The 24,915-nt window shown below is 58.2% G+C and carries 25 protein-coding genes; 14 read left to right on the top strand and 11 right to left on the bottom strand.

Annotation, left to right across the window (positions count from 1 at the left end):
• Positions 1-85 precede the first annotated feature (85 nt).
• Complete coding sequence (locus VMU57_RS21295; RefSeq protein ID WP_325387122.1) at positions 86-766, bottom strand: FAD-dependent oxidoreductase; 681 nt, start codon at positions 764-766, stop codon at positions 86-88.
• Positions 767-1,511: 745 nt separating this feature from the next.
• Here VMU57_RS21295 and VMU57_RS21290 point away from each other — a divergent pair.
• The 10 genes from VMU57_RS21290 to ruvX all read left to right on the top strand — a co-directional run bounded on the left by VMU57_RS21290 (position 1,512) and on the right by ruvX (position 8,528).
• Positions 1,512-2,939, top strand: a complete 1,428-nt coding sequence (locus VMU57_RS21290; RefSeq protein WP_325387120.1) for an L-arabinose isomerase family protein — start codon at positions 1,512-1,514, stop codon at positions 2,937-2,939.
• A 218-nt stretch (positions 2,940-3,157) separates the two neighbouring features.
• Positions 3,158-4,543: an FAD-containing oxidoreductase gene (locus tag VMU57_RS21285; RefSeq protein ID WP_325387119.1), complete on the top strand. Its 1,386-nt coding sequence runs from the start codon at positions 3,158-3,160 to the stop codon at positions 4,541-4,543.
• Positions 4,544-4,799: 256 nt separating this feature from the next.
• Positions 4,800-5,159, top strand: a complete 360-nt coding sequence (locus VMU57_RS21280) for a metalloregulator ArsR/SmtB family transcription factor (protein WP_325387117.1) — start codon at positions 4,800-4,802, stop codon at positions 5,157-5,159.
• Positions 5,159-5,659, top strand: coding sequence for an SRPBCC domain-containing protein (locus VMU57_RS21275; protein WP_325387116.1), 501 nt, complete (start codon positions 5,159-5,161; stop codon positions 5,657-5,659). Before VMU57_RS21280 ends, VMU57_RS21275 begins: the two co-directional genes overlap by 1 nt.
• Positions 5,656-6,648 carry an SRPBCC domain-containing protein gene (locus VMU57_RS21270; protein WP_325387115.1) on the top strand — a complete coding sequence of 331 codons (993 nt, stop codon included), beginning with the start codon at positions 5,656-5,658 and terminating at the stop codon, positions 6,646-6,648. Before VMU57_RS21275 ends, VMU57_RS21270 begins: the two co-directional genes overlap by 4 nt.
• Before the next feature lie 50 nt (positions 6,649-6,698).
• The gene (locus tag VMU57_RS21265) at positions 6,699-7,115 is read left to right on the top strand and encodes a VOC family protein (RefSeq protein WP_325387113.1); all 417 of its coding nucleotides are present in this window, start codon (positions 6,699-6,701) and stop codon (positions 7,113-7,115) included.
• A 35-nt stretch (positions 7,116-7,150) separates the two neighbouring features.
• Positions 7,151-7,282 (top strand): hypothetical protein, encoded by a 132-nt coding sequence (locus VMU57_RS21260; protein ID WP_325387111.1) that lies wholly within the window; start codon positions 7,151-7,153, stop codon positions 7,280-7,282.
• A 15-nt stretch (positions 7,283-7,297) separates the two neighbouring features.
• On the top strand, positions 7,298-7,570 hold the full coding sequence (locus tag VMU57_RS21255) for a VOC family protein (protein WP_325387109.1): 273 nt from the start codon (positions 7,298-7,300) through the stop codon (positions 7,568-7,570).
• A 26-nt stretch (positions 7,571-7,596) separates the two neighbouring features.
• The gene (locus tag VMU57_RS21250; protein WP_325387108.1) at positions 7,597-8,022 is read left to right on the top strand and encodes an SgcJ/EcaC family oxidoreductase; all 426 of its coding nucleotides are present in this window, start codon (positions 7,597-7,599) and stop codon (positions 8,020-8,022) included.
• Between the two features lie 59 nt (positions 8,023-8,081).
• Positions 8,082-8,528: a Holliday junction resolvase RuvX gene (ruvX, locus tag VMU57_RS21245; RefSeq protein ID WP_325387106.1), complete on the top strand. Its 447-nt coding sequence runs from the start codon at positions 8,082-8,084 to the stop codon at positions 8,526-8,528.
• Between the two features lie 15 nt (positions 8,529-8,543).
• On the opposite strand, the gene VMU57_RS21240 is transcribed toward ruvX, so the two are convergent.
• The 8 genes from VMU57_RS21240 to VMU57_RS21205 form a co-directional block, all read right to left on the bottom strand.
• Positions 8,544-9,257 carry a ZIP family metal transporter gene (locus VMU57_RS21240; protein ID WP_325387104.1) on the bottom strand — a complete coding sequence of 238 codons (714 nt, stop codon included), beginning with the start codon at positions 9,255-9,257 and terminating at the stop codon, positions 8,544-8,546.
• Between the two features lie 85 nt (positions 9,258-9,342).
• Positions 9,343-9,831: a DUF4149 domain-containing protein gene (locus VMU57_RS21235; RefSeq protein ID WP_325387102.1), complete on the bottom strand. Its 489-nt coding sequence runs from the start codon at positions 9,829-9,831 to the stop codon at positions 9,343-9,345.
• Between the two features lie 29 nt (positions 9,832-9,860).
• Complete coding sequence (locus tag VMU57_RS21230) at positions 9,861-10,715, bottom strand: zinc metalloprotease HtpX (RefSeq protein ID WP_325387100.1); 855 nt, start codon at positions 10,713-10,715, stop codon at positions 9,861-9,863.
• 11 nt (positions 10,716-10,726) lie between these two features.
• Positions 10,727-11,977, bottom strand: a complete 1,251-nt coding sequence (locus VMU57_RS21225; protein WP_325387098.1) for a carboxypeptidase regulatory-like domain-containing protein — start codon at positions 11,975-11,977, stop codon at positions 10,727-10,729.
• A gap of 108 nt (positions 11,978-12,085) precedes the next feature.
• Positions 12,086-12,379 (bottom strand): hypothetical protein, encoded by a 294-nt coding sequence (locus VMU57_RS21220; RefSeq protein WP_325387096.1) that lies wholly within the window; start codon positions 12,377-12,379, stop codon positions 12,086-12,088.
• Positions 12,379-12,855, bottom strand: a complete 477-nt coding sequence (locus tag VMU57_RS21215; RefSeq protein WP_325387094.1) for a cytochrome c-type biogenesis protein — start codon at positions 12,853-12,855, stop codon at positions 12,379-12,381. Before VMU57_RS21215 ends, VMU57_RS21220 begins: the two co-directional genes overlap by 1 nt.
• Positions 12,845-14,914 carry a heme lyase CcmF/NrfE family subunit gene (locus tag VMU57_RS21210; RefSeq protein WP_325387092.1) on the bottom strand — a complete coding sequence of 690 codons (2,070 nt, stop codon included), beginning with the start codon at positions 14,912-14,914 and terminating at the stop codon, positions 12,845-12,847. The genes VMU57_RS21215 and VMU57_RS21210 overlap by 11 nt, the downstream gene beginning before the upstream one ends.
• Positions 14,915-14,984: 70 nt before the next feature.
• Positions 14,985-15,353 carry a response regulator gene (locus VMU57_RS21205; protein ID WP_325387090.1) on the bottom strand — a complete coding sequence of 123 codons (369 nt, stop codon included), beginning with the start codon at positions 15,351-15,353 and terminating at the stop codon, positions 14,985-14,987.
• 443 nt (positions 15,354-15,796) lie between these two features.
• On the opposite strand from VMU57_RS21205, the gene VMU57_RS21200 reads away from it, so the two are divergent.
• The 3 genes from VMU57_RS21200 (at position 15,797) to VMU57_RS21190 (ending at position 20,646) form a co-directional block, all read left to right on the top strand.
• On the top strand, positions 15,797-17,593 hold the full coding sequence (locus tag VMU57_RS21200) for a sodium:solute symporter family protein (protein WP_325387088.1): 1,797 nt from the start codon (positions 15,797-15,799) through the stop codon (positions 17,591-17,593).
• 205 nt (positions 17,594-17,798) lie between these two features.
• A complete protein-coding gene (locus VMU57_RS21195) occupies positions 17,799-18,053 on the top strand; it encodes a hypothetical protein (protein WP_325387086.1) in 255 nt (84 codons plus the stop codon).
• A gap of 91 nt (positions 18,054-18,144) precedes the next feature.
• Positions 18,145-20,646 (top strand): protein kinase domain-containing protein, encoded by a 2,502-nt coding sequence (locus tag VMU57_RS21190; RefSeq protein WP_325387084.1) that lies wholly within the window; start codon positions 18,145-18,147, stop codon positions 20,644-20,646.
• A 238-nt stretch (positions 20,647-20,884) separates the two neighbouring features.
• On the opposite strand, the gene VMU57_RS21185 is transcribed toward VMU57_RS21190, so the two are convergent.
• Positions 20,885-21,919 carry a hypothetical protein gene (locus VMU57_RS21185; RefSeq protein WP_325387082.1) on the bottom strand — a complete coding sequence of 345 codons (1,035 nt, stop codon included), beginning with the start codon at positions 21,917-21,919 and terminating at the stop codon, positions 20,885-20,887.
• A 359-nt stretch (positions 21,920-22,278) separates the two neighbouring features.
• Between VMU57_RS21185 and eno the strand changes: the two genes are divergently transcribed.
• On the top strand, positions 22,279-23,571 hold the full coding sequence (eno, locus tag VMU57_RS21180; RefSeq protein ID WP_325387124.1) for a phosphopyruvate hydratase: 1,293 nt from the start codon (positions 22,279-22,281) through the stop codon (positions 23,569-23,571).
• A 577-nt stretch (positions 23,572-24,148) separates the two neighbouring features.
• Here eno and VMU57_RS21175 read toward each other — a convergent pair.
• Positions 24,149-24,862 (bottom strand): hypothetical protein, encoded by a 714-nt coding sequence (locus VMU57_RS21175; protein ID WP_325387080.1) that lies wholly within the window; start codon positions 24,860-24,862, stop codon positions 24,149-24,151.
• Between the last annotated feature and the right edge of the window lie 53 nt (positions 24,863-24,915).

Raw genomic sequence — 24,915 nt, 5'->3', positions numbered from 1 at the left:
CTGCCAGCAGGGGGAGCCAGTCGCTACGCTCCCGGCTCCCCCTGCTGCCATACCCCGCATCGATCTGAACTCAGAGGTCAATGCGCTACACTAACTCTTCACTGGTACAAAACATCGGGCAATCCACTGCCAACTCGAGTCCTATATTTTCTGTGTTTGGACGTCGCCCTGTCGCCACAAGCAGGTGAGTGCCCACGAGAGTCTTTTCTCTTCCCCCTTGGTCAACAACAACTGTCACCGCAGTGCCCGATCTACCAGAGATATTCTTCACTCTTGCATTCAGAACTGTGTCAATGCCTTCGTGAATGAACAAACTGGCAAGACCACTGGTCACATCATCATCTTCCAGGTGGAGCAAGCGGTCATTTTGATCAATAACGGTAACCTTGCTACCGAACCGGCTCATCGCCTGCGACAGTTCCAGTCCTACATAGCCTCCACCAATCACAATGAGGTGCCTCGGGACCACATCCAGTTCGAGTGCCTCGATGTGTGTCAGTGGTTGTGCATCAGATAGGCCCGGAATTGGTTCCGAAGCAGCCCGCGTACCCGTGCTGACAATCACATTGGCCCCGCGGACTCGGCGAGTTACCCCGTCTGCAAGCGTGACTTCCAGAGTCTTGGACCCTACGAAGCGTCCTGATCCAAGAATGAACTCTGCCCCGGTCTGCCTGAAGTTCTCGAGATACATATCATTCAATCCCGATACCATCGTGCGCTTCCGGTCCCGCACCGCCAGCATGTCGATATGGGAGGTATCTGTCATGGCACCGAACTCTTTACCTCGGCGGAAGTAGGACGCAACTCTCGAACTCTGAACAATGTTCTTGCTTGGGGAGACAGGCGATGTTCGGGCATGAGCCGCCTATGTACTTTCGCTCAATTACAGCAACGCGCTGTCCTTGACCAGCGAATGTCCATGGGGCAAGCGTCGCTCCGGTCCCGTCGCCCAGGATGACAAGGTCATAATCTTAGGCTGCGTGGGGCGAGGGGTGCTGACGAGGGTGCTGGAGCGATCCGTACCTTTTTTATTGCCCATTTTTCCCCCACGAGGGTGCTGAAGGGGGTGCTGAAAATCTCTTCTTTCCCGCTTCAAACTCCATCTCCTTGACTCGATTGTTGGCCTCGCGCTTCGTCGCGGAGATCGCTCGCGTGTATACATCGAGGATGATCCGTGAGTTCGCGTGGCGCAGAAGTTCCTGTGCCGTTTTGAGGTCCACCCTTCGGACCGAACGCTTCCGTCATTGTTTGGCAACGAACCCTTGCTCAAAAAGATCATCTGCCCCGCACTCGAGAAAGTGGGGATCGAAGGTAAGACAATTGGCTGGCACAGCCTACATCCACGTACGAATCTCTGACAAATCAAGAGGCCCAATGTGATTTCTCGGATACCTCCAGCTATGCGCGAACTACCTGGCGGAACCATTCAATTAGAGCCAAATGAGATCGCTGTAATCACTGAATAGTAGACACGCGGGGGCGCGTAAGATGACCGAAGGAGATAGTTATCAATGGCGGATCGCCAATTACACGTGGGCTTATGCGGGATCGGATTGGAAGCATACTGGCCCCAGTTTGAAGGATTGCGTTCGCGCCTGGAGGGCTATGTCCGCCAAGTGGCTGAGCGGCTGGGAAAGATGGATGTGCAAGTCGAGGAGTTAGGGATGGTGGATTCGGCACAGCGCGGGCGGGAGGCAGGGAAGGCTTGTCGCCGTGCTGACGTCGACCTGCTGGTCATCTACGTCACCACCTATGCTCTCTCCAGCACTGTATTGCCAATGGTGCAGCGTGCCAAAACGCCTGTGTTAGTGCTGAACCTGCAACCGGAGGAGGCGATCGATTATGAGCGGTTCAACCGGCTGCCCAATCGAACCGCCATGACAGGCGAGTGGCTGGCCTTCTGTTCTGCCTGTCCGGTGCCGGAGATCGCCAACGTAATGCTGCGTGCCGGCTTGCCCTTTTACCAGGTAACTGGCGTACTTGGCGACGAGGCGACTTGGGCGGAGATCGGCGAGTGGATCGAGGCCGCCCGCGTCAAGAAGGCACTTGCCGAGAATCGGCTGGGACTGATGGGGCAATACTACAGCGGCATGCTCGATATCATGACCGATCTAACTCAGGTGTCGATTACTTTCGGTAGTCACATGGAACATCTGGAGGTGGACGAACTGACCGCGCTGTGTGCAGAGGTCGGCGAACGTGAAATTGCCTCGCGCATCGAGGATTTTCGAAACCACTTCGAAATACAATCCGATTGTGCCCAAACGGAACTGGCGCGTGCGGCACGCACCTCGGTTGGACTGGACCGCCTCGTTGAGACGCATGATCTACAATCGCTGGCCTACTATGCCTCTGGCAGAGGGGTACCGCAAAATGAAGACACCATGAGTTCGATCATCCTCGGTACGTCGCTGTTGACTGCTCGCGGCATTCCGGTGGCAGGCGAGTATGAGGTGAAGAACGTACTCGCGATGAAGATTTTGGATTGTCTGGGAGCAGGTGGATCGTTCTCCGAGTATTACGCCCTTGACCTCGAATTGGATCATGTCCTCATGGGCCATGATGGACCTGGTCACCTGGCGATTGCGGAGAATAAGACCAAAGTACGGCCCCTCGAGCAGTTTCACGGCAAAGCCGGCAGCGGACTATCGGTGGAGATGAGTGTGAAACTCGGTCCAGTAACTTTACTTTCCGTTGTGGAAGATGCAAAGTACGGCTTCAAGATGCTGGTTGCCGAGGGGGAGAGTGTTCCCGGCGAAGTGCTACGCATAGGCAACACAAACAGCCACTACCGCTTTCCGATCGGCGCACTTGGATTTGTGAAAGCGTGGAACGAGCAAGGCCCCGCGCACCACTGCGCCATTGGCCTTGGGCATCTCTCAACAAAACTTAGTAAACTAGCAAAGCTTCTTGCGATCCCGATGGAACGCGTGTGCTAAACCCCACTCGGTCTGTATCAAAGCTCGCTGGAAACGATGCTTAAGGTGGCCAGATCCGTTCATGCCAGAAACGATGAGTCAACAGGTTATGTCAACGAGGGCGTGATGCAAACATCTAATTGCGATTCCAAGGTTGTTAAATAAAACGTGACGCCGCAAAGCTGTGGTCAGATTTGGAAACCGTTCCGACGATGAAGTTTTACCGTATGGGGTATTTGATGAGTAGGGAATTCGATTCAATCATTATCGGAGCAGGACAAGCGGGGCCGCCACTCGCTGCGCGACTCACCCAGGCAGGCCAGCGAGTAGCGTTGTTAGAACGCAAGCTCTTCGGCGGTACCTGCGTCAATACAGGATGCATCCCCACCAAAACCATGATTGCCAGTGCTCAGGCCGCCCGCGTGGTACGAAGAGCCGCGGACTTCGGAGTTCGAGTAGGTAGTACGATCACGGTGGACATGCCTGCTGTGATGGCACGCAAGAACCTGATCTCCGGAAAATCACGATCTAGTGTAGAAGCGAATCTGAGAGGGATGGAACGATGTACGGTCTTTCACGAGCAGGCGCGATTTCTCTCTGCACGGGAGGTACAGGCGGGATCAGAGACCTTGACGGCTGAGCGCATTTTCATCAACGTAGGCGGGCGCGCTCGCATACCGCCGATGCCTGGCGTGGAAAATGTATCGTGTCTCACGAACTCCACTCTGCTTGAATTGGAGACACTGCCGCGTCATCTGGTCGTCGTGGGCGGAAGCTATATCGGTCTTGAATTTGCCCAGATGTACCGCCGCTTCGGCAGCGAGGTCACAGTAATTGAGAAAGGAGCCAGGTTGGTTGCGCACGAGGACGAAGACGTCTCAGATGCGATCAAGGGTGTTCTCGAGGCTGAAGGAATAGATTTTAGGCTTGATGCCGAATGTATTGCCTTTCGCAGATCCGGTGAAGACATTGCTGTCCATGTGAACTGCGAGTCTGGAGAGCCGGAGATTATTGGAACACATGTACTGCTCGCCGTTGGCCGAGAACCGAATACAGACGACCTTGGACTTGAGCAGGCGGGAGTATTGCTCGATAGGAACGGTTACATTGTCGTAGACGATCAGCTTCGGACGAATGTGCAGGGAATCTATGCACTCGGCGACTGCAATGGCAGAGGTGCATTCACGCATACGTCTTATAACGATTTTGAGATCGTTGCCGCTAATCTTTTAGATGGTGCGTCTCGACGGGTAACGGATCGCATCCAGGCGCACGCGCTTTATATTGATCCGCCGCTGGGCCAGATTGGCATGACCGAGAGGGAAGTGCGCCAGTCAGGCCGACCTGCGCTGATGGGAACTCGTCCGATGACGCAGGTGGGAAGGGCCATCGAGAAAGGCGAGACGTTCGGATTCATGAAAATTCTAGTCGATGCTGAAAGCAAAAAAATTGTAGGAGCTTCCATTCTCGGGACCGGCGGCGACGAAGCCATTCATTGCATTCTGGACACGATGTACGCGAACCAGGACTACACGACGCTGCAACACGCCATGCATATCCATCCGACAGTGTCTGAGTTGATTCCTACGGTTCTGGGCAACCTAAAGCCGCTGGCAAACTCTTAAGCGAGATAGCGGAGGAACGTTTCTCTCACGAGTGGTTGTTCGGTGAGAAGAACGGAATCAAAACCTGGCCTCCTGCTTCGGGCCGTGTGGGAATCGTGCTGTCAGACCCATAGGACGAAGAACGCAAAGCGCAAAAAAAATTATCCAGGTGGTTGACAAATCGGAATGTGGGTCCTATATTTCACCTATCGGTTATATAACCAATAGGTGAAATGTATCGAACATGGGCCGAACAATGAACGAAGCAAATTTAGACATGACATTTGCAGCACTGGCCGATCCGACGAGACGCGCCATTCTGGCGAGGCTCTCACTTGGCGAAACCTCGGTAACGGAGTTGGCCAGGCCGTTCGAGATGTCGATGCCCGCGATCTCCAAGCATCTCAAGGTGCTCGAAAAAGCCGGACTTATCGATCGTGGACGAGATGCCCAGACCAGACCGGCCCGTCTTAATCCGGCGGCGCTCAAGACAGCGGCTGCATGGATCGACGAGTACAGGAAATTCTGGGAAGAGAGCTTCGACCGCCTCGATGCGTATCTGCAACAGTTGCAAGCTGACGAGGCAGGCCGCAAACAGTCCAGGCGAAAAACTTCAGCGAAAAATGGAAAATCATAATGCATAACCTACTGGAAGTATTGCCGGAGCTACAGGAAGATGAGCGCACCATTGTGTCGACGCGAGTGTTCGACGCACCTCGCCCCTTGGTCTACCAGGCCTTCGCCGACCCGAAGCAGGTGGTTGAGTGGTGGGGCCCGCATGGCTTCAGCACCACCGTCCTCGAAATGGATCTGCGGCCGGGAGGTAAGTGGCGCATTGTGATGCATGGCCCGGATGGCAGCAACTATCCCAACGAGATGACGTTCACCGTCATCGTTCCCAACGAACGCGTCGAGCTTGATTTGGTCGGCAGCAAAGAAGGTGCCGAGCCGGTATACATGCACAAGACGATGACATGGCAGGACGAGGGCGACGGCACTCGTCTGACTCTCCGCAATCAGTTTGGCAGCCGCGAGCTGCGTGACGAGAACGTGCGCACCTATGGATCGGTTCAGGGTGCTCGCGACCTGTTTGAACGTCTAACGAAATTTCTTGCAACGAAAGGAGTAACAGCATGAGCACAGCAGCGATGACGCAGGGACAGAATGGATTGGAGCCTTTCAAGGACTACGAGTTGAAGATTACACGCGTCTTCGACGCACCCCGTGAGCTGGTATGGAAGGCATGGACTGATCCTGCGATGCAGATGCAATGGATGGGGCCTCGTGGCTTCACGACAACCGAGCTCGATATGCCGAAGACGCCCGGCGCAACATGGCGACGAACCATGGAGGGCTTTGTACCGGCAACGGGCGCTCCAGTTCAGTTGAAGCAGCATGGCATCATTCGCGAAGTGAAACCGCCAGAGCTGTTGGTGTTCTCCTTCGCGTGGGATGTACCTGCCGATCTGGGTTTGAGCAACATGGACTTTGAGGAAAACACGATTACGGTGCTGCTCGAAGAAAAAGGCGGCAAGACCGTGATGACATTCACACAAGGTCCATTCCTGAGCGCCAGCGCATGCGACGGACACACCGGCGGCTGGAATAGCGCATTTGATAAGTTCGCGGAGTTTCTGGCAGCTGAGCAGCCGGGGCGCGTACCCGATGCGAACGACGTGCCAACGGAGCTGCATCTGCGCCGGTTCTTTAAAGCGCCGCGCGATCTTGTATTCGCTGCGTGGACAAAGCCTGAGATGCTCTCTGAGTGGTGGGCACCCAAGGGTTTTACCATTCCACGCTGCGAGTTCGAAGGCAAAGGCGGCGGAAAAATCTACATCGAGATGAAGGCGCCCGACGGAACGGTCTATCCAATGTCAGGCCGGGTGGTCGAGTTTTATGCGCCATATCGCATGCACTTTACGGTAACGCCGCTCGACAAAGATGGCAACGCGATCTTTGAAAATTGGAACTCAGTGTTCCTCGAAGAGAAGGATGGAGGAACTGAGCTCACTCTGGACGTACATGTGATGAGCATGACGGATGTAGCTCCGATGTTCCTGAGGGGAATGAAGGAAGGTTGGAGCCAGAGCCTGGAGAAGCTTGCACAGTTGCTGAAGACACAGTAAGCCGTCCGACAGTTCACCCCAGTATGAGTTAGCACAAAAGGAGAAGAGCCATGAAGATGAACGTGCACTTGAATTTTCAAGGAAATTGCGCCGAAGCGTTTGATTTCTACAAGAAGGTCTTCGGTGCAAAGAATGCTTTCACGATGAAGTACAGCGAGGCACCCGTAGGAATGCCTGTTGATCCGGATTGGAAAGACAAAGTGATGCACACGTCGATTCCGCTGGGTGATGGATTGCTGATGGGCTGCGATGCACCAAAAGGACGCTCGACACCGATGGGTGGCTTTCAGGTTTCAGTAGAGTCGAAAGACGAAGCCGAAGTAAAGCACATCTATCACGCGCTCCAGGAGGGCGGCAGCGTTCAAATGCCTATGTCGCCGACGTTCTGGTCACCGCTGTTCGGCATGTGTACTGACAAGTTCGGCGTAGCGTGGATGGTCGGAATGCCGGGAGCTGAACGGGAATAACTCTGCCTGCATCAATTTCACCGATAAGGGAAGGGATGAAAGTCATGAAGCTCTACGCGCATCTGAATGTTGGCGGAAACTGCGAAGAGGCATTTCTGTTTTACGAGAAGCATCTTGGCGGAAAGATCACGGCGATGATGAAGCAGAATCAGCTGCCCCCACAATAGAAGGCACCGCCGGGCATGGAAGATGCAGTGATCCATGCCCGCATGGATATCGCAGGCGTGGAACTGATCGGCAACGATGTTCCGCCAAATTACTTCCAGCCCATCCGTAGCTCGTACTTGTATCTCACGCTCGACTCAACAGAGAGTGCAGACAAGACCTGGAAGATTCTTGCAGAGGGCGGCGAAGTTACGATGCCGATCTCAGAAACATTCTTCGCAGCGCGTTTCGGGCAGCTACGCGATAAGTTCGGTGTGCTGTGGTCGATCATTTATCCAAAACCAATGTAGGGGGAGGGAAGCGATGGCAGTAAATCATGCAGAAAAAAAAGACAATTCGCGGCCTGATCGACGCTTGGTATGCCGCGTTTGGCCGCGGCGACGCCGCGGGGCTGGCAGTTGCCTATGCGGACGACGTGGCTGTTGCAAGCCTTGCGCCTCCTCTATGGAACCATGGCAAGCAAGCTTATATCGCAGCCATGGCAGGATGGTTCACCACATTTAGTGGGCCACTGAAAAGCGAGCCGGAGAAGCTGTCGATCGTAGCAGGCGATTCGGTCGCGTTTGTAAATGGCTTCAGCCACATCGTCGGCAAGAAGAAAGACGGCACACCGGTGGATATGCGCATTCGGCTAACGATGTGTTTTGAAAAGCGCAACGAGAAATGGCTGACCGTGGCAGACCATACCTCCGTGCCGTTTGATATGCAGAACTTCATGCCGTTGATCAATCTGAAGGAATAATCGCCTGCTGCTGAGGCACTTGGTCAGGAAGACAGGTGCCTCAGCGGTAGACTGAATACATGGCCACTGGACGAGTTATGGCGCTCGATGTTGGGAAGGTTCGCGTTGGCGTAGCTCTCACGGATGAATTGGGCTACACCGCGCAGCCGTTGCTGACACTTTGGCGCAAGACCCGTGGCGAAGACTTTCGAAGCCTGTTGCGTCTGATCCGCAAGCATGAGGTCGTAGAGATCGTGGTTGGAAATCCTCTGCACATGTCGGGCGATGTCAGTCCTTGGGCGGCGAAGGTGCACGAGTTCGCCGACGAGTTGCGCAAACGCTCCGCGCTTCCGGTTCAACTTTGGGATGAGCGACTAAGTTCAGTTGCCGCGCATGAGATTCTCAACGAGGCGGAATATGGCCAGCGGGATCGTAAATATGTGATCGATCAAGTTGCGGCCGTCGTCATTCTACGAGGCTGGATGGATGCCAAAGAGCAAGCCGCGGCGCGGACGAAACCGGAATAGAACGTGATTGCTGCGCTATCCCGGTGCCAGCATTCGCAGTAAATAGAATCCCACCACGCCCGCAAAAAAGACCAGCGCCATCTTGATTCCCGGTTCGCGATTGACTTCTGGCACCAGATCGGTGGCCGCCACATAAATGGTTACTCCAGCCGAAAGCGGTAATCCGGCGCGCACCAGCGCGGGTTCCAGATTAATAACCAGAACGCCTAGCACGGTGGTTGCTCCCAGAAACAAAGCAGAGTTCAGCGCTGCCCGCCGCCCTTGTCCCCCCGCCATCATCACGCTGGCTACGGTGAACCCTTCAGGCAGCTTATGCAGAAACACCGCGAAGAAGAGCATCCAGCCCAGCCAATCCGACACGACGAAGCCCGATCCAATTGCCACCCCATCGAAGAACGTGTGCGTCGCAAGCCCCAACAGTACAGAGTAGCTGGTCTTCGCCGAAAGAAACTCGTGATGATGTGTCTCTTCACCAAAATGAAAATGTGGAACGAGCGAATGTTCCAGCAGGTGCACGCCACAGTAGCCGATCAAAATTAACGCAGGGGCCCACTTCGCGTTGACCGCCATTCCTTCCGGCACCATCTCCAGCAGCGCCGCGGCCAGCATAAAGCCCGCACCCAGCGCGACGAAATAGCGCAACGCTTTGGAAGAAGGGGAGCGCTGAACCAGCAGGATTCCGCCGAGATAGTCCGCTAACCCCGCCACCAACCCGAGCCCAAGGCTCAACCATAGCTTCGGCATCATGAGCGAGTAAGGCGAAGCTGCATCGCGTCGCCGTCCTTTGCCGAGTCGAAGGGGGTAATTTCAATTTTCATATCAGCTTGATTTTACCCGTCTCAGGCCACTGAGACTCTCGCGTGAGAAACAGCACCACGCCGAGCCCGCAAAGAAGCACAAAACCTTCAAGTCGTTCCGACAAACTATGGAGCCGCTCGAAGTCCTGTCGTGCTGGATCCGTCATCGCCGCAACTTCAATCTGACCGCCTGCCTGCACGCGGTCTACCTCCATCGCAGGAAGAATGCTGAACTGCGAGTAAGCCGTAATTGCGAGCATCACGATGGTCAGTGCCATCTCCACGGCAAATCCTGCTCGCGCCGGAACCTCGGCCCGCAGCCATAAAATCCCCGTCGACAGGCAGAAGACGACGCCGCCAATTATCCCAATCCAATGCAGGATGCGCAGCGTCCCCCCAACCACCAGGCCAGCCTCGTGCGCGCTCGCCAATCGCTCGAACGCTACCGGTGCAACCACGAAGGCGAAGAAAATAAGGCCGCCTACCCAGGCGACCATCGCCAACATTCGCAAAGCTCTTAGAATCTTCTCAATCATTAAACGTGGTCCCGTCCGATCAATCGGCGAATCCTCTCGGGGATAGGCGGATGCGTTGAAAAGAGTTGTCCGAATCCGCCACCACCCAGTAGCGGTGCCACGATAAACAGGTGCGCCGTCGAAGGCGAAGCCTGCATGGGAATCCGCTTCGAATAATCATCCAGCTTTTGCAGCGCTCGTGCCAGCGCATAAGGATTTCCCGTTACCTTGGCACCGGTAGCGTCAGCCTCGTACTCACGCGAGCGCGAGATCGCCAGTTGAATCAACGTAGCTGCAATCGGCGCGAGAATCAGCATAAACAGGCTGCTCAACCCACCGCTGCGTTCCCGGCTATCGCGGCCGCCACCGTAGCCGCCGAAGAGGGAAGCCCAATAGCCCATGCGCGCGATCATCGTAATCGCTCCCGCCAGCGTCGCTGCGATCGAGCTGGTGAGGATGTCGCGATTCTTCACATGGCCAAGCTCGTGCGCCAACACGCCTTCCAACTCTTCATCGTCCAGCAGCTCCAGAATGCCGTGCGTCACCGCCACTGATGCATGTTGCGGGTTCCGCCCGGTCGCAAACGCATTGGGCGATTCCGTGGGCAGCATATAGATCTTCGGCATAGGCAATCCCTGCTTCGCCGTCAACCGCTCTACCACTTCGTAAGCGCGGGGCAATTCGGCGCGCGTCACGGGCTGCGCTCGGTACATGGCCAGCGCCAGCTTGTCCGAGTAGAAATAGGTTCCAAAGTTAAAAGCGACCGATAGTACAAACGCCAGCACCATGCCATTGCGTCCGCCGATCCGCTCTCCCACAAACAGTAGAAACAGTGTAAGGACCACGAGCAGAAGCGTCGATTTGAACGTATTCATTGGTCAGCCCCCTACAAAACAGGCCCGTCAATCTTAGACGCAACGACAGCGGGTTCGCTTCGCTGCAGCGCACGGCGCAGCACGACCTCCAGAGCCGACTTCTGCTCAACATATTCAGCATCGGTGAGCCGCCCTTGCAACTTCTCCGTCTCGATCGCAAACAACTCTTCCTTCAATGCGGCAAGAGAGCCATTCGTCCCCGTAGGAGCAGCCGGAGCAGACCCTGCATAAGCAGGCTTTGCCGGCGTTCCCTTCAGCATGATGCCGGCACCAGCGGCCATCGCAAGTCCCAGGCCGCCGAGTACCCACCACTTGTACTTCGCCCAGGGATCGTCGTTTCCAGTGGGATCGAGCGGATTTCCCAAACCGCCGCCGGGCCGCGTGTCTGCCGCTGCGGCGGATTCGGTGCCGGAAGCCGGTTGGCCCGAGTCGCCGGATGTAGCCGCGGTGCCCGAATCTCTCGGAAGCTGGCCGCTGCCCGAGAGCGTAAAGTCGAGCACCTGCGAGGGAGCCACATTGCGCGCCACATACGTCTGCGCCGTCGTCTCCTCGGTCACAGGCGAGTACGCCGTCGACGGCCCCGCCGCGAAGGTCATGTTCTTCGGCATGATGATCGCGACGGTATCCGTCGGCATCGTCACTCGCGGCACGAACTTGAAGCTCCCGCTATACGGCAGGCTGTAGGTAATCTGAAACCGCGTCTCGCCCGGCCGCAGGGGAAAGATAAAGGCATAGTGGTTGGGGTCGCCCAGCGGCATGGGGGCCGCCTTGACCGGCATGCTTCCCGGAGCCAGCGCAGCCGAACTTTCCACCACTGCTCCCGCAGGCAGATAGAACTCGAACGATCGCGCACTGAACTGCGTCTTCGGCGGGTTCGATCCATTCTTGATGAAGAAGTTCTCGACCACGTCCAGCTTCTTTCCGCTGGCGTCGGTCTGCACGCGCATCACGTCGGCCTCGCCGGTCACTCCGGCCACCTTTGCCGCAGCGTTGTAGACCTCGACCTCGACCGACTGCGTGCCCGGAGGCGCAGGGCGAAAGTACGCCGCCTTGTCGTGCGTCACGCGGACGAGGTGCATTCCCGAGTCAGGAACATTCAGGGTAAATCGGCCATGCGCGTCGGACTTCGTCCGGGCCGCCTCCTGCATTCCCTGGGCGAGCTGGATCAGCACAACATCGTCGCCGACGGCAGGCTTGTTCGTCGTCTTGTTAATGACAGTCCCGGTGATGGACTCAGCGAAGGCAAAACCGGTAAACGCCACAAGCAGCGTAGCAATTCCCGCAACACGTCGTAAGTTTAATGAGGAAAGGATCACGCAACAAGTTTACGTCAAAGTGACCACAAGTGGCCGAGACCGCGTCGTTCCTTTCTATGCCCGGCTGCGGCGGCCAACTTCGCCTCGGGCGTTCAAGCGGTCGATCTCGGCGATCACGCGTGCCGCCTCGTCCTCAAGCCCCGTCCGTTGCTCGGTATAGTCCTGCTCCGGATACTTTCCGGCAAGATACTCGAAGTTCAAATCGCGAAGATTGTCATAGATCGCGTCCTTGCGCTCGCGCAGATAGTCGACCCGGGTCTTGTCGGCCTGAAAGAACGGGTTCCGTTCCGGCCAGAAGATAAACAAAAAGATTGCGACCGTCAGTACGAGACCAGCTATAGCGCCCATCAGTATTCCGTCTCCCGGCGAATGCGCTCGCGCATCGCCTCTTTGTCCTCATCGAAGCTGCCAGTGGCGCTCGCTGGTGGCGCATTGAGCAGCGACCGCCGCTTCCAAAAATAGATCAGAATTCCCGTACCCAGTATGGCGAGAATGAAGACGGCGTAGGGCATGATCCATGCCACATCGTCAAAACCTCCACGTAGAGGAGCAGCCAGTATGGTCGCGCCATACTTCGCCGCAAACCAGCTCATGATGGACTTGTCGTCGCCGCCACCCGCCAACTGCGCGTGCAGCTCTGTGATCATCGGACCCGAACTCGGGCAACTGACGTGGTTGCACTCAAGCAAAATTTGTCCACAGCTACAGGCGCACATCATGTTGTGGCCCAGCCGGTTGAAGCGCGCACCGCCATCGGCTGCCCCCAGCATAACCACTGCCAGAAAACATACCGCCAGACTCTGCATCCACCGCTTAAGCGACATGATGAACCTCAGCTTCGGCTACCGCCGCTTCCAAAGCCGCCTGTGACCGCGCACTCTTCTTCAAACTTGGCACCAGCGCGAGCAACGTACCGAAGACGACAATCGCCACGCCGATCCAGATCCAGTTCATCAGAGGATTGAGGAACACCTTGATAATGGGCCGGTCCGTATCGGGATTCTTTCCCTCGTAGATCACATAGAGATCGCTCTCAAGCGTCGAGTGCAGCGCGACCATCGTGGAAGAGGTCTGGCTCGCAAGATAAAAACGCTTCTCCGGTGCAAGCTGCGTGATCTTTTTGCCATGCTCATAAACATCGAGCAGGGCATACTCCGTGTCGTAGTTCGGCTTGCTCTCCTGAGTAAAGCTCTGGCACACCAGCTTGTACGGCCCCATCGTCACCGAGTCGCCAAAGCTCATCTCCTGCTCGTGATATTGGTTGAAGGCCCCGCCGGCAATTCCAATAAACAACACCACAATGCCGAAGTGAACCAGGTAGCCGCCATAACGGCGAGTATTCCGCCGCACCAGCAGAACGGTCGAAGCGGCCAAGTTTTTGCCCGTCTGCGTGCGCACCACGAAGGCCCCGCGCAGAAACTCGGAGGTGATCGCTGTGACCACGCCAGCCGCAAGCGAGAACGTGATCAGCGAGAAGATGGTCGCCTGCATCGCATCGCCCGCGTTCCAGGGACGCACACCGGCGGCCATCAGAACAACCAGCGCAACCACAAAGGCGACGCACGGCAGAATAAAATTACGCCGGATGGACCGCAGCGAAGTGGATCGCCAAGCCAGCAACGGACCGATCCCAGTAAGGAATAAGAGAAAGAGACCCACGGGAATGTTGACGCGGTTGTAGAACGGCGCGCTCACCGTGACCTTCGAGCCCGTCACATACTCCGACAGGATCGGGAAGAGCGTTCCCCACAGAACGGTAAAGCAGGCCGCCAGCAGCACCAGATTATTGAAGAGGAAGCTCGACTCGCGCGACACCAGCGATTCCAGCTTGTTCTCCGACTTGAGGTGGTCCTTCTGCTTGAAGAACGTAAACAGGCAGACGGCAAAGACAATCACGATGAAGCCGTAAAACCAGTTGCCGATATCCGACTGCGCGAACGCGTGTACCGAACTGACAATTCCTGACCGCGTCAGCAGTGTCCCCAGAATCGTCAGCATAAACGTCGAGAAGATGAGCCACACATTCCAGCTCTTCATCATGCCGCGCTTCTCCTGCATCATCACAGAATGCAAAAATGCGGTGCCGGTCAACCACGGCATCAGCGAAGCATTCTCGACCGGGTCCCATCCCCAGTAGCCGCCCCAGCCGAGCACGCTATAGGCCCAGTGCGCGCCCATAAAGATGCCGCAGGTCAGAAACAGCCACGTCACCATCGTCCATCGCCGCGTAATGTGAATCCACTTTTCACCCGGATACCGCATCATCAGCGCGCCCAAGGCAAACGCAAACGGAACCGAGAACCCGACGTACCCGAGATAGAGCAGCGGTGGATGCATCACCATCTCGGGATATTGCAGCAGCGGATTGAGTCCAAACCCATCCAGCGCCGTCGGTCCCGGCTGAATCGCAAACGGCGGCGCGGCAAAGTTCAACAGCAGCAGAAAGAAGACCTGGATCGCAGAAAGAATCGTCGAAGCAAACGCCGACAGCCGCACATCGACGCGATGCCGAATGCGCAGCACAAACCCATATGCCGAAAGCAGCCACGCCCATAGCAGCAGCGAGCCTTCCTGTCCCGACCACAGCGCTGAAAACTTATAAGCCGGATTCAGCGACCGGTTGGTGTGGTGCAGGATGTACGAGACAGAGTAGTCGTTGGTGAACGATGCCCAGACCAACGCAAATGCAGCGCAACTCAACGCAATAAAGCTGGCGATTCCGGCGCGGCGTGCTGTCTCGCCCAGTCGTCCGGAGCCGTCTTCTGCCTTGGTCGTCTTAAACCGCCAAAGGGCGAATGCGCCTGCCAGCAGCGTGTAGACGCTCAACGCCAGAGCCAGCAGCAACGTGAAACTACCAAACTGAGGCATTGGGTGCGGATGCATGAACCATTCTCTCAGGGAGAAGGACGCAACGGCAATCGCCGTCGTTTATCGCACTGTTTTTTAGCGGATCTCAGGCAGCCGGTAGAAGCCGGGCTACGCTGGCCAGAAGATGGTCCGGGGCCAGTGGTTTCAAACGAAATTGCACGTCCAACCCTTCGTACTCCGCCTCCGCGTCTTCCAGCCCGCTGATGACCATGACCGGCAGCGTGGGGTGCGTCCGGCGAAGCTGCCTGACAAACTCCGAGCCGTTCATGCCCGGCATGATGTGGTCGGTGATGACCAGATCAATCGTCCCGGCGAATCCGGTCCCTTGAAACTGTTCCAGCACCTGCTTGGGGTTCAGTGCCGCAATCGCAAAGTATCCTGCGCGCCGCAAAATCGCCTGCCGGGTAGCTGCCTGCACCGCATTGTCATCGATAAGAAGAATGGTTACCGTCATTCGGGGTCTGCTGCTCCAAGGAGAATAAGTCCAACAAAAGTCGATCAGGTCTTGCTCCGTTTTGCCGGGGCAAGAGAAAAGAAAGGTTCCGGATATCTGGCCGGTCTACTAACTCGCGGTGCATCCGCAAGATAGTCCTTCGATGCGAGGCAAAACCTAAAAGTTATCCGTGGCCTCCATATTATTAGAGCCGTTTTGTAGATGCGATGGAGCCCTCAAGAATCGTTGTCATTCTGAGCGCAGCGAGGAACCCCCGTATTTTGCCTTTGCTTTTGCTGTTGCCTGTTCTTTGATCCTCCACCCCTACTCCAAGACCGCGCTAACTCCACTCTTTGAACCAAAGCCGGTCAACCAAATCGTTTTACCTGCGCCCGCGCTGGACGCACCATGCCGCAACAATTTAGAGTTGGCCTGAACCTCCAATTCATTAAACAAGGGGCACCGTGTCCTTATCCATCATTGACTGGCTCATCATGCTGGTCTATTTCGTCTTCGTTCTGGGGATCGGCTTTGCCCTCAAGCGCTACATGCGCACCAGCAACGACTTTTTCCTCGCCGGACGCTCGATCCCGGCCTGGGTCTGCGGTCTCGCCTTCATCTCGGCGAACCTCGGAGCCCAGGAAGTCATCGGCATGGGCGCCTCGGGTGCCAAATACGGCATCATCACCAGCCAGTTCTATTGGATCGGCGCCATCCCCGCCATGGTCTTCGTCGGCGTCTTTATGATGCCGTTCTACTATGGCTCCAAGGCGCGGTCGGTGCCGGAGTACCTGCGCATGCGCTTCGACGAGAAGACCCGCGCCGTCAACGCCTTCTCCTTCGCCGTCATGACCATCTTCAGCTCCGGCATCTCGATGTACGCCATGGCGCTGCTCATCCAGACCCTCGGCCTCTTTCACGGCATCATCCCCGACCAATACGTCTTCCACGTCTCCGTCATTCTGTCCGCGATCATCGTTCTCGGCTATATCTTCCTCGGTGGCCTCACCAGCGCTATCTATAACGAAGTGCTGCAATTCTTCCTCATCGTCGCAGGCTTCGCGCCCCTGGTATGGATCGGCCTGCGCAACGTCGGCGGATGGGAGGGCATCAAGCGCACCCTGCCGTCCAACATGACCCACTCCTGGCAGGGCATGGCCCACGCCTCCACCAACACCCTCGGCGTCGAGTGGGTCGGCCTCGCCATGGGCCTCGGCTTTGTGCTCAGCTTCGGCTATTGGTGCACCGACTTCCTCGTCATCCAGCGCGCCATGGCCGCCGACTCCGAGGTCTCAGCCCGCCGCGTCCCGCTCATCGCATCCATCCCCAAGATGTTCTTCCCGTTCCTCGTCATCCTGCCCGGCCTCATCGCCATCACGGTGACCTCGCACATGGCCACACCTGCGGCCATCGTCACCCACGCACCCAACGGCCACGCCCTCCCGCTCGACGAGCAGCATCCCCACGGCATCATTCCCGAGAAGATGGACGCCATCACCGGCAAGCCCGTGCTCGACACCAACGGCAACCCGGTCTATAACTACGACCTCGCCATCCCGGTCATGCTGCTGCACTTCTTTCCCACCGGAATCCTTGGCCTCGGCCTCACCGCGCTGCTGGCCAGCTTCATGTCCGGCATGGCGGGTAACGTCACCGCCTTCAACACCGTCTGGACCTACGATATCTATCAGGCCTACATCAATAAGAAGGGAACAGACGCGCACTACCTCTGGATGGGTCGCATGGCAACCATAGGCGGGGTCGTCTTATCCATCGGTGCGGCCTACGCCGTCACCAACTTCAACAACATCATGGACGCGCTGCAGCTCGTCTTCTCCATCGTCAACGCGCCCCTCTTCGCCACCTTCCTGCTCGGCATGTTCTGGAAGCGCACCACCGGCCACGGAGCCTTCACCGGCCTGCTCGCAGGCACCGGCGCCGCGCTGCTGCATCATGGCCTCACCATCCCCACCGATGCTGTTCCCGGCATGCACGGCGGATGGATCGCCATCGTCCATCACTATCCCAGCGACATGGCGCAGAACTTCTGGACCGCCATCTTCGCCTTCTCCGTCAACCTCATCGTGACCATCGCCGTCAGTCTCGCCACGCGCCCGCGCGAAGAGGCGGAACTCGTCGGCCTGGTCTACTCTCTGACGCCCAAGCCCGAGGAGGGGCATCTCAGCTGGTATGAAAAACCCGCAACGCTGGCCGTCGGCGTCCTCGCTCTCCTCGTCGTCCTCAACCTCGTCTTCGCCTGATCTGAACGAGGGGAATTGTTGACGAGAAACAGCCAGCAGGTTTTGCAGTAGCTCGTTTTTGTTGTCCGTAGTTCGTTTTGTTGTCATCCTTCGCGAAGCGGAGGATCTGCATTTGCACTGCTTAAGGGCACGGCTTCAGCCGTGCCGCCACAACGTTTCACCATCGAAGGGGCTTAGCCCCTGAGGTACCCCCCAAGGAGCACACATGGGACTCGACATCCGCATCCCCCTCGGCCTCATCTTCCTGATCACAGGCGGCCTGATGAGCGTCTACGGATTCATCACCCGCGGCAACGCCGCCATCTACGAAAAGTCGATGGGCATCAACCTCAACCTCACCTGGGGCCTCATCATGTTCGTCTTCGGCCTCATCATGTTCCTCATCGGCCGCCGCAAAAAATGGCAGGATGACCCCGTCACCCCTCGTCCCTGGGAGCGCAGCTCTGGCCCGCAGCACTAATCCAGTACCAAATTGAATGCGGAAGATAAACTATCCGCTGGTATATCCGCACCGTAACGTTTCCCACGCCTGAGCTTGCGATAATAGAGGAATGAAGCGACGCGTCATCGAGCAATACGAATTCGTTCGCAAGATCGGTGCGGGCGGCAGTGGCGTCGTGTACCTGGCGAACGACACCCTCCTCCAGCGCCCTGTAGTCCTTAAACTACTGAAACGCGGCAACTTGACCGTCCAGCAGATGCGGACCACACAGCTTCGCGAAGCCCGCCTCGCCTCGGCCATCGACCACCCTAACGTCTGCGCTATCTATGAGGTAGGCGTCGCCCAGGAAGACTCCGGCGGTGGCGAAGAAGCCTACATCGTCATGCAGTACATCCCCGGCAAGTCGCTCGACAAGGTCATCGGCGAAGGCCCGGCCAGCCTCCAGCTTGCCCTCTCGGCAGGCATTCAGATCTCCGACGGTCTCTCCGCCGCGCACAATCTCGGCATCTTTCATCGCGACCTCAAGCCCGCCAACGTCATGCTCACCGATGGCGGCCTCATCAAGATCCTCGACTTCGGTCTCGCCCGTCGCCTCACGCCCGACAAAGCCGAGTTCGACCCCGCCGGTCCCGACAGCAAGCGCAACCCGCCCAACGCCGGAGCCACCTACACCGCTCGCGGCGGCACCATCGCCTACATGGCGCCCGAGCAGTTCGTCACCGGCCAGTCCAGCGTCCAGTCCGACATCTTCGCCCTCGGCCTCATCCTCTACGAGCTCGCCACCGGACGCCACCCCTTCCACCGCCCCGATGCGCCCGACTTCCAAAGCATCCGCGCCATCCAGTTCGCCGAGCCGCCATCGATCCGCGAGATCGCCCCGCATCTCCCCGTCGAGCTCGAGAGCGTCATCTTCCGCTGCCTCGAAAAGCAGCCCTCCGCCCGCTTCGCTTCATCCGCCGACGTGCGCGAGGCGCTCAAGACCATCATGATGGCCATGCAGCTCGACTCCGTCCTGCTCCACGGCGAGTCGGTCTCGCTGCTGCCCTCGCAGGGCGGAAAGAACCACAGCCAAAAGGAGACACCAGAAGAGGAGAAGCGCACCACCGGCCTCCTCTCCATGCTCGCCGAGCGCTTCCGCGAGTCCACCCCCGCCGAGGTCAGCACCCAGAACACCATCGTCGTTCTGCCCTTCATCAACTACGGCCCAGCCGATGTCGCGCCGCTCTACGGCTACGCTCTGGCCGACGCCATCGCCGCTCGCCTCGCGCGCATGCCCTCGCTCGTCGTTCGCCCGTCTAGTTCGCTGATGAACGTCTCGACCCAGCAGCTCGATCCGCTCAGCGTCGGCAAAAAGCTGCTCGTGCACTTTGTGCTGGCAGGCAACTTCCTCCGTTCCGACAAGGGCTTCGACCTCAACTGGCAGCTCCTCGACGTCCCCAGCCAGAGCGTCCGCGCCGGTGGCTCCATCAACGTGGGCTCCTTCGATCTTGTCTCCGTACAGTCGGAGATCTGCAACGAAGTCTTCAGCACCTTGCAGGGCTTCGGCGACCTTCAGCAGCAGGCGCACGAAAGCCATCGCGCCACCTCGCTCTCCGAAGACGTCTCGGAAGAATACCTGCAGGCCCGCGCCGTCCTCTCCTCCTTCATGACCCGCACCGGCAGCCGCGACGATCTCGACCGCTCCCGCACACTCTTCGAGTCGGTCGTAAAGCAGAACGAAAAGTACGCTCCCGGCTGGTCCGGCCTCGGCATCACCCATCTCCAATACGCCCGCAACGGACTCGGCGGCCAGATGCACGTCCTCGAGGCTCGCCGCGCCTTCGACAAGGCGCTCTCGCTCGACTCCGGCTCGGTCGAAGCCAACCTCTATCGCGTCTACATGCTGCTCTCCCGCGGAGAAAAAGAGTCGGCACGCCACGGCATCGAGCATCTCCTCCAGACTGCGGGCAACGACTGGAACGTCCGCCTCGTGGCCGGAATGACCTTGCGCATCGACGGCATGTACGAGGAGGCGCTCGACCAGTTCAACGCCTCGCTGCGGATGAATCCCTCCAACGCCGCCATGGTCTACAACCACCGCGCCCGCGTCTACCAGTACCAGAACCAGATGGAACTCGCAGCCGACGAAATCCAAAAAGGCCTCACGCTGGAGCCGAAACAGCCACTGCTGCGCATCTCCCTCGGCTACCAGCAGATGCGTACCGGCGACCTCCCGCGCGCCATCGAGACGCTTGAAAACGTCATCCGCGACGAGCAATCGCTGCGCATCGTCTTTCCCACCATCGCACTCTGCTACGTGCAACTAGGCGAACGCGAAAAGGCCGCCACTTTCATCGTCGACGAGACCCTCTCCGCCGCCGAGGCCGACAGCGAGATGGCCTACCGCCTCGCCACCTACTTCGCCGTCGAAGGCGACGAGTCCGAAGCGCTCCACTGGCTGCGCCGAGCCATCTATCTCGGCAACGAAAACTATCCCTGGTTCAGCATCAACCCCGCATGGCGCAAGCTAAGCGGCCATGCCGACTTCGAGCGCATCCTCGAAGACCTCAAGAAAAGCTACCGCCGCAACCAGAAAAACTGGAAGCGTCTCCTCGCCCAGGTTCGCAACTAGGGAAACTCAGCCTAGACCGAGCTATTGGCTTGCCATCATCTTGATTTGTCATTCTTCGCCGAAGGCGGGGGGATCTGCTGTTTTTTGCCGCCCTATAGCTTGCCCTCCCGAGCTATAGCTATTTCCTCTCAGGCGTGGCTTCCTTTTGTTTGTCATTCCCGAAGGGAATCTGCGTTTCTTCCGGGCATACATGACTACACCCGGAGGAGAACCGCTCTAATGGGCGCACCAGCCCCGATTACTGAACAGGAACGGTAGCCACCGCGGAATAAGGAACCACCTGCGGAGCGGCCACGCTGCTCGCAGGCTTCATGTTCATCGCGCTATTGCTCAGCTGCTTCAAAATCATCGGCGTCGTCAGGCTGAACACCAGTAGCGAGTCCTTGGGCAGCGCCTCCTGCCGGTCCTGCTTCAGCCACAGAATCGTGCTCGCGCTGGCGCCAATCCCCGCACCCACCAGAGCACCTACGCCTCCGCCCACCATCGCGCCCGCAGCCGCAGCGCCACCGGTAGCCACCGACATCGCTGCCAGAGTCTCCTTCGGATGGTCCCTGCGCAGCAGCGTACCCTCGTTGTTCACGGTGCTGTGGTCGGTCTGGTCGGTATCGATCAGTTGTGCGTGAATCACATAGTGCGAGCCATCCGGCAGCGTCACATCATGCGCCTCAAGGTGCAGCGCCGCCCGGCCCGAGATGCGCCGTCCGCTGCGTACCTCGGTCACGCGCCCCTCAACCATCGAGCCGATCGGCAAAATCACGCGCCCATCCTTCTCGACCGGCTGCGTCAGCGAAGCCGAAAACGGTGAACCCTCGAGCGTGTTGGTCGTCGAAAGCCCTTGGGTAATGCGCGCCTTCAGCAGGGTCCCTTCGCGAATCTCGCCCTCACGCTCCGGCACACTGGTCACAATCCCCGCATCGAGAGCGGGAGAGTCCGCCACTGTATCCGAATCAGGAACAGTCGTCGTCACGATATTTGCATCCGGATCGAAGGCAGCTGTGGTAGCAGATGTGTCAGCCGGTGCCGTCGTTGGCGCAGCCGTTCCAGCCGCACGATAAGGCACATACGGCCCATAGGTAATGGTGTTGGTGTTGGAGGAGGCCGCAGGCACAGCCGCCGAGGGCTTGGCCTCGGGCACGCGCGGCGTCAGCGCGGGGCTGTCGTCGGTCGTTGTAATCGCCGCTGGCGGAGGTGTCGAAACTCCGGTACGAGCATCCTGGGCAACGACGGGAATGCTGATTAATACAAGAGCGGCGGTCGCAATCGAAAGCTTCATGGCTGGTCCTCTTAACAATCAAGCAATTTCAAGGCCTGATTTTTAGACAGGCCATTAAAGAGAAGGTTAGAGCGAATCGCCGCCCCAGAGGAACAAATCTGGCGAAAGGGAATCGAACCTGCTACTCCCGTCTTCACCCGGTAAACAGCTCATTTCCCACGATTCACCCCACATTGAGCCCGCTTCTGAAATGCTTTGCTAAAATCCAGTGAGTGAGCTCTCCCGACGCAGGATTGGTGCAGACAATCGCCGCAACTGGCGGTGCTCCCGTTCGCGTCGATCGCCGCCCCAAATTGAATGAGCGCCTCATCCACCGCGTCGTCGCCCAGCACCACCAAACTTCAAACCATAGGAGCAACATGACCGAGATCGTCTCTATCCACGCCCGCGAAATCCTCGACTCCCGAGGAAACCCCACCGTCGAAGCCGACGTCATCCTCGACGGCGGAGCCAAGGGGCGCGCCGCAGTTCCCAGCGGAGCCTCCACCGGCGAGCACGAAGCCGTAGAGCTTCGCGACGGCGACAAGGACCACTATCTCGGCAAGGGCGTCCTCAACGCAGTCGAAAACGTAGAGTCGATCATCGCTCCCGAACTCACCGGCATGGACGCCAGCAACCAGCGCCTCATCGATGCCACCATGATCTCCATCGATGGCACCGAGAACAAGTCGAAGCTCGGTGCCAACGCCATCCTCGCCGTCTCCATGGCTTGCGCCCGCGCCTCCGCCGAAGCCCTCAAGCTGCCGCTCTATCGCTACCTCGGCGGCGTCAACGCCTGTCTTCTCCCTACCCCGATGATGAACATCCTCAACGGCGGCTCCCACGCCGACTCCAACGTCGACTTCCAGGAGTTCATGGTCATGCCCGTCGGCGCCGAGACCTTCTCCGACGCCCTCCGCTGGGGCACCGAGGTCTTCCACACCCTCAAGGGCGTGCTCAAGAAGAAGGGCTACAACACCGCCGTCGGTGACGAAGGCGGCTTCGCTCCCAACCTCAAGTCCAACGCCGAGGCCATCGAGCTCATCCTCGAAGCCATCCAACTCGCAGGCTACAAGCCCGGCGAAGAGATCGCCATCGCGCTCGACCCCGCCGCCAGCGAGTTCTACAACAAGGAGACGGGCAAGTACGTCTTCAAGAAGTCCGACAAGTCCGAGAAGACCTCCGCCGAGATGGCCGCCTTCTGGGAGTCCTGGGTGCGCCAGTACCCCATCGTCTCGCTCGAAGACGGCCTCGCCGAAGACGACTGGGACGGCTGGAAGCTGCTCACCGATCAGATTGGCGGCATCGTGCAGCTTGTAGGCGACGACCTCTTCGTCACCAACACGACGCGTCTGCAGCAGGGCATCGAGCAGAAGGTCGCCAACTCCATTCTCATTAAGGTCAACCAGATCGGCACCGTGACCGAGACCCTCGAGGCCATCGAGCTGGCCCGTCGCTTCGGCTACACCAGCATCATCAGCCACCGCTCCGGCGAGACCGAAGACACCTTCATCGCCGACCTCGCCGTAGGCACCGGCGCCGGACAGATCAAGACCGGCTCCGCCAGCCGCACCGACCGCATCGCCAAGTACAACCAGCTCCTCCGCATCGAAGAAGAGCTCGGCCAGTCCGCCGAATTCCTCGGCATCGAGTCCGTCAACTTCGGCCAGTAATCAACTCAACAAGATGAAAGGCCGTGCCCGCAGCAAAAGGGGGCACGGCTTTTTCAGCTCCTGGCAACCATTACCGCTCCTGCCAAATCGTCTTATCCGCATTCGCTTCGTTCAACTCCTCAGAAACCGTCATTCTGAGCGAAGCGAAGAACCCCCGCATTTGTCGTTGCCGTTGCACTTGCCGTTGCACTTGCCGTTGTCCTCTTTTGTTGTCATTCCCGCAGGGAATCTGTGTTCCTCCTCGGCTCGCACATCTACACCCGTAGGGAACCCTCTCCCGCGCTGCGGTATGACTTTTTATCCCCGCCCAGGCCGCCACAAAATCCCCCTGTGGAAAACTTGTCAAGTCTTAAATCGTATAAGTCGCTCAAAATCAACAACATAAATTTGCAAAAGAGTTATGCTCCATTCGTTATAATTAAAGACAGCAAGCAATCAGCCCGGCAAACCGCCGGGCTTTCGCATTTAACCGGGTCTGCCTCGAACTCCGAAGGCAGGCCCTTTCTTTTGAAGACTTTAGTACTTAAGTACAGGGGGTACCACCATGCCAGACCACATCACCGAGCCAACTGAGCAGTCATCCCGGCGCTACCGCTGCCGCCACATCTTCACCGACGGCCACCGTTGCGGCAGCCCCTGCCTGCGCCAGGAAGAGTTCTGCTACTACCACCACACCACTCGTCTCTCCGCCGAGCCCATGCGCGTCTATCGCGACGAGACCAACCACTTTTCGCTGCCTCCCCTCGAAGACCGAAGCGCCGTCCAAAGCGCCCTCACCGAGGTTCTGCAGCGGCTCGCCGGCGGCAACATCGACAACAAGTGTGCCGGCCTGCTCCTCTATGGCCTTCAGATCGCCATGAGCAACCTGCCCAGGGCCGCATCGGCCGAAGCCGCCGCCGCCCCGGTCGAGAAGGTGATGTCCCACCCCCAGTTCGGCTATCTTGCTCCGCGCACCCTCATCGACGACTCCGGACAGGTCCTCGAAGAGGCAGAAGATGAGGAGGCGGTTGAGACGACGGTAAAGATCGAAATAGAGAAAAAGCCGAGCTTTACCCAAGAAGAGATCGCGGAGATGTATCGCCGCGCCGAGGCCGGTCTCCCCCCTGTGCCTCCCAGGCCGAAACCAGACCCAAATGCACCGAGGGTTACCAAAGCCGACCCCAGGACGATAGGGAATCTCCAGGCCTGCGCCACGCTGGCTCCGTCGCCCGCGGAGATCAGCCAGACCCAGCCTTGCCGGAACGTTCTCTCGGCCGAAGCAGCACCCGGCGTCGTGTGCGCGGAGCAGCAAAGAGACCTCGCTCTCTTGCCTTTGTCCCCGCCCTCACCCCTCTCGAAGTCATC

It is taken from the genome of Edaphobacter sp., assembly GCF_035532915.1.
In the GTDB taxonomy this organism is placed as follows: Bacteria; Acidobacteriota; Terriglobia; order Terriglobales; family Acidobacteriaceae; genus Edaphobacter.
Note: the sequence above shows the minus strand (reverse complement) of the source record. Positions and strands in the feature narration are given on the sequence as shown.

Coding starts and splice junctions, on each gene's coding strand:
- VMU57_RS21295 (WP_325387122.1), bottom strand. CDS start 766: ATGACAGATACCTCCCATATCGACATGCTGGCGGTGCGGGACCGGAAG.
- VMU57_RS21290 (WP_325387120.1), top strand. CDS start 1,512: ATGGCGGATCGCCAATTACACGTGGGCTTATGCGGGATCGGATTGGAA.
- VMU57_RS21285 (WP_325387119.1), top strand. CDS start 3,158: ATGAGTAGGGAATTCGATTCAATCATTATCGGAGCAGGACAAGCGGGG.
- VMU57_RS21280 (WP_325387117.1), top strand. CDS start 4,800: ATGACATTTGCAGCACTGGCCGATCCGACGAGACGCGCCATTCTGGCG.
- VMU57_RS21275 (WP_325387116.1), top strand. CDS start 5,159: ATGCATAACCTACTGGAAGTATTGCCGGAGCTACAGGAAGATGAGCGC.
- VMU57_RS21270 (WP_325387115.1), top strand. CDS start 5,656: ATGAGCACAGCAGCGATGACGCAGGGACAGAATGGATTGGAGCCTTTC.
- VMU57_RS21265 (WP_325387113.1), top strand. CDS start 6,699: ATGAAGATGAACGTGCACTTGAATTTTCAAGGAAATTGCGCCGAAGCG.
- VMU57_RS21260 (WP_325387111.1), top strand. CDS start 7,151: ATGAAAGTCATGAAGCTCTACGCGCATCTGAATGTTGGCGGAAACTGC.
- VMU57_RS21255 (WP_325387109.1), top strand. CDS start 7,298: ATGGAAGATGCAGTGATCCATGCCCGCATGGATATCGCAGGCGTGGAA.
- VMU57_RS21250 (WP_325387108.1), top strand. CDS start 7,597: ATGCAGAAAAAAAAGACAATTCGCGGCCTGATCGACGCTTGGTATGCC.
- ruvX (WP_325387106.1), top strand. CDS start 8,082: ATGGCCACTGGACGAGTTATGGCGCTCGATGTTGGGAAGGTTCGCGTT.
- VMU57_RS21235 (WP_325387102.1), bottom strand. CDS start 9,831: ATGTTGGCGATGGTCGCCTGGGTAGGCGGCCTTATTTTCTTCGCCTTC.
- VMU57_RS21230 (WP_325387100.1), bottom strand. CDS start 10,715: ATGAATACGTTCAAATCGACGCTTCTGCTCGTGGTCCTTACACTGTTT.
- VMU57_RS21220 (WP_325387096.1), bottom strand. CDS start 12,379: ATGGGCGCTATAGCTGGTCTCGTACTGACGGTCGCAATCTTTTTGTTT.
- VMU57_RS21215 (WP_325387094.1), bottom strand. CDS start 12,855: ATGTCGCTTAAGCGGTGGATGCAGAGTCTGGCGGTATGTTTTCTGGCA.
- VMU57_RS21210 (WP_325387092.1), bottom strand. CDS start 14,914: ATGCATCCGCACCCAATGCCTCAGTTTGGTAGTTTCACGTTGCTGCTG.
- VMU57_RS21205 (WP_325387090.1), bottom strand. CDS start 15,353: ATGACGGTAACCATTCTTCTTATCGATGACAATGCGGTGCAGGCAGCT.
- VMU57_RS21195 (WP_325387086.1), top strand. CDS start 17,799: ATGGGACTCGACATCCGCATCCCCCTCGGCCTCATCTTCCTGATCACA.
- VMU57_RS21190 (WP_325387084.1), top strand. CDS start 18,145: ATGAAGCGACGCGTCATCGAGCAATACGAATTCGTTCGCAAGATCGGT.
- VMU57_RS21185 (WP_325387082.1), bottom strand. CDS start 21,919: ATGAAGCTTTCGATTGCGACCGCCGCTCTTGTATTAATCAGCATTCCC.
- eno (WP_325387124.1), top strand. CDS start 22,279: ATGACCGAGATCGTCTCTATCCACGCCCGCGAAATCCTCGACTCCCGA.